Origin of the sequence: uncultured Campylobacter sp. (assembly GCF_938018035.1) — a bacterium.
Classification (GTDB): Bacteria; Campylobacterota; Campylobacteria; order Campylobacterales; family Campylobacteraceae; genus Campylobacter_B.
Window position 1 is genome coordinate 1 of sequence record NZ_CALIJF010000286.1, and the last position, 5,769, is coordinate 5,769.

The 5,769-nt window shown below is 53.5% G+C and carries 4 protein-coding genes and 1 pseudogene; 4 read left to right on the plus strand and 1 reads right to left on the minus strand.

The genetic code is table 11. The features are described 5' to 3' along the window. Window positions 1-1,690, minus strand: a 1,690-nt coding sequence (dnaG, locus tag Q0257_RS08545; RefSeq protein WP_298024042.1) for a DNA primase, incomplete at its 3' end; no start/stop codon positions are given. A 60-nt stretch (window positions 1,691-1,750) separates the two neighbouring features. On the opposite strand from dnaG, the gene Q0257_RS08550 reads away from it, so the two are divergent. The 4 genes and pseudogenes from Q0257_RS08550 to aroC form a co-directional block, all read left to right on the plus strand. Continuing rightward, the gene (locus tag Q0257_RS08550; RefSeq protein ID WP_297903160.1) at window positions 1,751-2,776 is read left to right on the plus strand and encodes a tetratricopeptide repeat protein; all 1,026 of its coding nucleotides are present in this window, start codon (window positions 1,751-1,753) and stop codon (window positions 2,774-2,776) included. After that, the gene (rnhA, locus tag Q0257_RS08555) at window positions 2,754-3,176 is read left to right on the plus strand and encodes a ribonuclease HI (protein WP_298024044.1); all 423 of its coding nucleotides are present in this window, start codon (window positions 2,754-2,756) and stop codon (window positions 3,174-3,176) included. Before Q0257_RS08550 ends, rnhA begins: the two co-directional genes overlap by 23 nt. A gap of 582 nt (window positions 3,177-3,758) precedes the next feature. After that, window positions 3,759-4,421 (plus strand): annotated as a pseudogene (gene rnc / locus Q0257_RS08560) (ribonuclease III); the annotation flags it as partial. Between the two features lie 263 nt (window positions 4,422-4,684). Next, the coding region (aroC, locus tag Q0257_RS08565; protein WP_298024047.1) for a chorismate synthase at window positions 4,685-5,769 on the plus strand (1,085 nt) is incomplete at its 3' end.

The following is a 5,769-nucleotide window of genomic DNA, read 5'->3' on the forward strand; positions in this document are numbered from 1 at the left end:
TGTCTACATTGCCGTCCTCGCCCGCGATGAAATTTTTAAAATTCCCGCCGCTACGAGAGAAAGCCAAAAACGCCTCGAAAATATCGCCGTGCATGCGAAAATCGCGCCGCTCCAAGCAACCGAGCCCGAGCTGTGCCATCTCGCCATCGAGCAGCATCGATTTTATGATCTGAAGCTCCGCGATCTCCTTGCGGCGCAGTAGCGTCCGCCCGAGCCTCGCCGAAGCGGCAGGCGACGCAGAGCTCTCGTAGCGCGCCGTGTTTTGCGTGCGAACAAAATTTCCGCCGTTTAAGCTCCCGCTCGCACCGCCCCTGCCGTCTGCGCCGTGCCCTTCGTAAGAGCCGAAATTTCCGCTTGCATTAAAATTTTGCGAGCCGAAATCGCGAGAGCCGAAATTCCCGCCCTCGTTAAAATTTCGCCCCTCAAAGCCCGCGCCGAAATTTTTACCGCCGCTAGAGAGATTGAACGAAGCGGGCGAGACGTTTAAAATTTGCGCCACTAGACTCTGATAGGACTCGACTAGCACGGGACCGAGCGCTGCGGTAAATTCTTTGATCTCATTTAGCGCCGCTTCTTTTTGCACGGGGCGGGCGAGGTCGTATTTTTTAGCGATTCTTCGGATCAGAAACTCCCCGCTCTCCATGCCGCTAGCATAAATTTGCTCTAGCTCGCGCACCTTGCCCGCCGCAATCATATCCGCAGGATCGGCGCCGCCGCCGATTATAGCGACGCTTGAGTCGATCTTATTCAGGCACAAAAGCCGCGCCGATTTCATCGCCGCATTGATGCCCGCAGCGTCGCCGTCGAAGCTAAGCACGACGTTAAGCTCCGCGCGCTTTATAAGCGGCAGATGAGCGGGCGTCAGCGCCGTGCCGAGCACTGCTACGGCGTTGTCGATGCCCGCTTGGTGCAGCATGATGACGTCCATGTAGCCCTCGGTGATGATGAGAGTTTTTTTGGCGATCGCGCTTTTTTTCGCAAGGTCGAATGCATAGAAAATTTTAGATTTATCAAACAGTGCGCACTGCGGCGAATTGACGTATTTGGCAGGATTATCGCTTATCGTGCGGCCGCCGAAGCCCACGAGCTTGCTTGCGTGGTTGTAGATCGGAAAGGTGATGCGCTCGATGAAGCTAGCATAAAGCCCGCGCTCGTTTTGCTTCACCGCGCCCGCATTTAGCGCGTCTTGCGGCGGAATTTCTTCGTTTTGCAAAACTCTGATCGTCTGCGCGCTAGCTCCAGCGTAGCCAAGGCCGAATTTGCGAATAGTCACATCGCTTAGGCCGCGCTCGTGCAGGTATTTCACGGCGGCGTGGTTTTGATAAAGGCAGCTTTGGTAGTAGGCGTTTAAAATCCCGAGCACCTTCTTCTCTTCGCTGCGCTCCTGGACTTTAGCGCCGGTGTATTGCAGCGCGAAATTATACATCCCCGCAAGCTTTTCGACCGCTTCTGGAAAGCTTATCTTTTCGTAATCTTGGATAAATTTAATTGCGTTGCCGCCCGCTTTGCATGAAAAGCAGTGAAAAATTCCAAGTTTGGAACTCACGCTCATGCTCGGGTGCGAATCGTCGTGGAAGGGGCAGACGCCTACGAAATTTGCGCCGCTGCGCTTAAGCGGGACATATTTTTCTACGACGTCTACGATATCTACGGTGGCCAGCAGATTTTCTATGCTTTCGTTTTTAATCATAAGCGAAATTATACCCGCACTTTGCTATAATTGCCCTTTATTTTTGCGACGAGGTTTGATTTGGATAATTTTTTCTTAGACGATCGCGACCCGATTTTCGGGCTTATCATGTTGATAAGCATAATCTTGCTAGTGTCGATTCTAAGCTACATTTGGGGAGTTTTTTCTAAAAAAAACGAGAGGCAGAGCCTAGAGAATTTCATCAAAAAATTTGACACTCTAGACGCGCTTAACTCGGAGCACAGACAGCTTTTAGCAAGCCCGCAAATAGACATCCCGACGCTTGGAATTTTAGCTAGCTCTTTCGTCAAAAGCGGCGACTTCGAGCGCGCGATAGAAATTTATCTAATCGCGCTAAGTAAGGCTAGCGGTGGCGTACAGAGGGAGTTTATCCTCACCAATCTCGGTATCGTATATTTCAAAGCGGGCTTTTTAGGGCGCGCCGAGGAGGTATTTTTACAGGCGCTGAAGCTGCGCCCCAGAAACAAAGAGGCTCTTACGCATCTTACGGTGATTTACGAGCGGCTGAAACGCTTTAATGAGGCGCTTGAGGTGCTTGACGCGCTGCGCGAGCAGGACGCCGAAGTATATGCTCAAAGCCAGTTCGAGCGCGCTCAAATCATCGCAAACGACGCCAATACGCCGTTTAATAAGAAGATCGCTAAAATTTCAAAGCTAAACTTCAAAGGCGCGGGGCGGTTCTGCATGGAGCTTTTTATCAAAAACAAAGAGCCTATGGAGGGTTTCGATCGCTTCCCGCCGATCGAGCAGGCGATCGATCTGATCTATGATTTCCCTGCGGCGGTAAACACGCAGGATGCGGAGTATAACGCCCTTTTTTACGCGCTCGGAAAAAGCGATCAAAAGCCGCAGAGCGCGAGTAAAATTTTTGAGATCAACGCGCTTATGGCTATGAAGGACGCGGGCTTTGAGGACGCCGGGCTTAGCTTTAGCTACACCTGCGCGAAGTGCAAAAGCTCGGTGGGGCTTTTCTCACACCGCTGCCCGGTCTGCTACGAGCTAGGTAGCATGGAGATCAGAGCGCAAATTTCGGAGAAAACCGGTGAAATCGGTCAAACTTTTTAGCGACGGCAGCTGTCTCGGAAACCCCGGAGCAGGCGGCTGGGCTTACATACTGCAATACGGCAACGCGATAAAAAAGGCAAGCGGCGCAGAGGCGATGACGACGAATAATCAAATGGAGCTAACGGCCGCTATAATGGGGCTTAGCGCGCTTAAGCAGCCTTGCCGCGTCGAGCTTTTTACCGACAGCGAATATGTCGTTAAAGCGATAAATTCCTGGCTCGCAAAGTGGGTCGTTACCGATTTTAAGGGCAAAAAAAACGCGGATCTGTGGCGTAGATACCTTGCGGCGGCAGCGCCTCACGAGATCAAAGCCTCCTGGGTCAAGGGGCATGCGGGTCATCCGCAAAATGAGGAGTGCGATGCTATGGCTCGCGCGGCAGCAGAAGCGATAAAGGGCTAAAATTCTGCGGCAAAGCTTGTGGTTGCGCGGATTTGCCCGCGTTTACTTTGCACGCAGAGCCGCCTCGGCGTAAATTTTATCGCCCGAAGCCGGTTTTGACGCTTTCGTTCACGCAATCGAGCTCTTGTATTTGGGGGCAGGCGTGTTTTTGGCGTGGATTGTATGTGCAGCAAGTGGGCTTCGGCGCGGTTTAGCTTTGATACGTTCTATTCGTTCGCGTTTGCTCGCGCAAGCTCGCACTTATTTTGCGCACGGATTTGGTCTGTGGTGGACGAGCTTTGGTGAAGATTTTGTTAGCAGCGAGCAGGCTTTAGCGCTACCCTATTCGCGGCGAGCGCGTTTTTGGCGAAGATTAAATTTGCGGCAAGTGGGCTTCGGCGCGGTTTGCGTTAGAATTAGCAGGCTACGTTTAAATTTTATTCGCCTCAGATCGGCGACGGTGCGTTTCATTCGCCGCGTTAATGCAAATTTAGCGCAGATCCCGCTCGCGTTCGTTTCACTTGTGCGAGTTTTGTTCGCACCGGATGCCGTTTGCGTGCGGATCGCCGCGAATTTCGTAAAATTTTATAATAAAGGGCAAAGATGCAAAATTTAGAAAAATTACAAGAAAAACTGGGCTATAAATTTAAAAATTTAACCCACCTCAAGATCGCTCTTACGCACAAAAGCGCCAAAAACGGGCACAACAACGAGAGGCTGGAATTTTTAGGCGATGCGGTGATGGATCTTATCGTGGGCGAGTATCTTTTCAAAAAATTTAGCAGCGATGAGGGCGATCTGAGCAAGTTGCGCGCCGCGCTCGTGAACGAAAGCAGCTTTTCTAAATTTGCAAAATTTTTGGGCATCGGCGAGAACCTGAATATGTCGCTGTCCGAGGAGCGCAACGGCGGGCGCGAGAAGCCATCGCTGCTTTCGGACGCCTTTGAGGCGATAATGGGCGCCGTCTATCTTGAGAGCGGGCTGCAAAACACCGCCCGCATCGCGACTGCAATCCTAGAAATCCTCTATCCGCGTATCAGCTTTAACGAGCTCGTTAAAGACTACAAAACCGCGCTGCAAGAGCTCACGCAGGCCAAATTCGGCGTCACGCCCGAATATGTCCTTTTAGGCTCGAGCGGCCCCGATCACAAAAAAAGCTTCGAAATGGCGGCGCTCGTAGGCGGCAAGCGGCTATCATCCGCCGTGGGAGCGAGCAAAAAGGAGGCCGAGCAAAAATGCGCGCAAATCGCGATCGAGCTTTTACAAAACGGCGCCTCGCACAGCGCTAGCGCGACAAATGGCGAGCAAACGGCATGCGGCGACGCACAAAGCGGCGCAAACTGCGTTCAGGACGGTAGAAAAGGCTCACGAGGCGGCAGCGGACGGGCGCGGGACGGCAAAAATAGCGATCGTGCCGGCGTATCGGGTGGCACGCCGAGCGCTAAAAAAAGCAATGAGCGAAACAAAAACGCCGAACAAAACGGGCGCGATACGGATAAACAAGACGATGACGATCAAGGAGACGCACTATGAATACTTTCGGCGAGAGATTGCGCCTTAGCACCTTCGGCGAGAGCCACGGCGCGGCGATCGGCGGCGTTTTGGACGGCTTTCCGGCGGGCGTGGCGATCGAGCCTTCAAATATCCAAAGCGAGCTTGACCGCCGCAAACCAGGCGGCAAATACGCTACGCCGCGCAAAGAAGCCGACGAGATCGAAATTTTAAGCGGAATTTTTGACGGTCGCAGCACCGGCGCGCCGATCGGATTTATCATCCGCAACGCAAACCAGCACTCAAAGGACTACGAAAATCTAAAGGATATTTTCCGCCCCGCACACGCCGATTTTACATATTTTGCCAAATACGGACTGCGCGATTACCGAGGCGGCGGGCGGACAAGTGCGCGCGAAACCGCCGTACGCGTGGCTGCGGGGGCGTTCGCGCAAATCCTGCTAAATCACTTTAAAATTTCCGTAAAAAGCGGGATTTACGGCGTGGGCGAAATTTACGCGGAAAATTTGGACTTCGACTTTGCGCAAAACAGCGAAATTTTCGCACTCGATCCCGCTGCGGAGAGCGCGCAAAAGGAGTTAATTCTAAGCGTCAAAAATGCGGGCGATAGTATTGGCGGCTGCGTGCTGACGCGCGTTACGGGCGTGCCTGCGGGGCTCGGCGAGCCGCTGTACGGCAAGCTGGATGCGGCGCTTGCGGGCGCGATGATGGGCATAAACGGCGTAAAGGCCGTGCAGATCGGCGCCGGAGTGAAGGCAAGCACGCTAAAAGGCAGCGAAAATAACGATTTTATGCGCGCTAGCAAGGATGCGATCCGCACCAACGGCGGCAAGATCGGCGCAAATTTCGCAAGCAACAATGCAGGCGGAATCTTAGGCGGCATAAGTAGCGGCGCGCCTATCGAGATTACGACGCATTTTAAGCCGACCCCGAGCATTTTCATGGAGCAGCACAGCGTAGACGTGCGCGGCGCAGACGCGGTCTGCGAGCTGCGCGGGCGACACGATCCGTGTATCGCCGTGCGCGGCAGCGTCGTAGCGACCGCAATGGCGCGGCTGGTGATCGCCGATGCGCTACTGCTAAACGCGAGCGCGACGCTGGG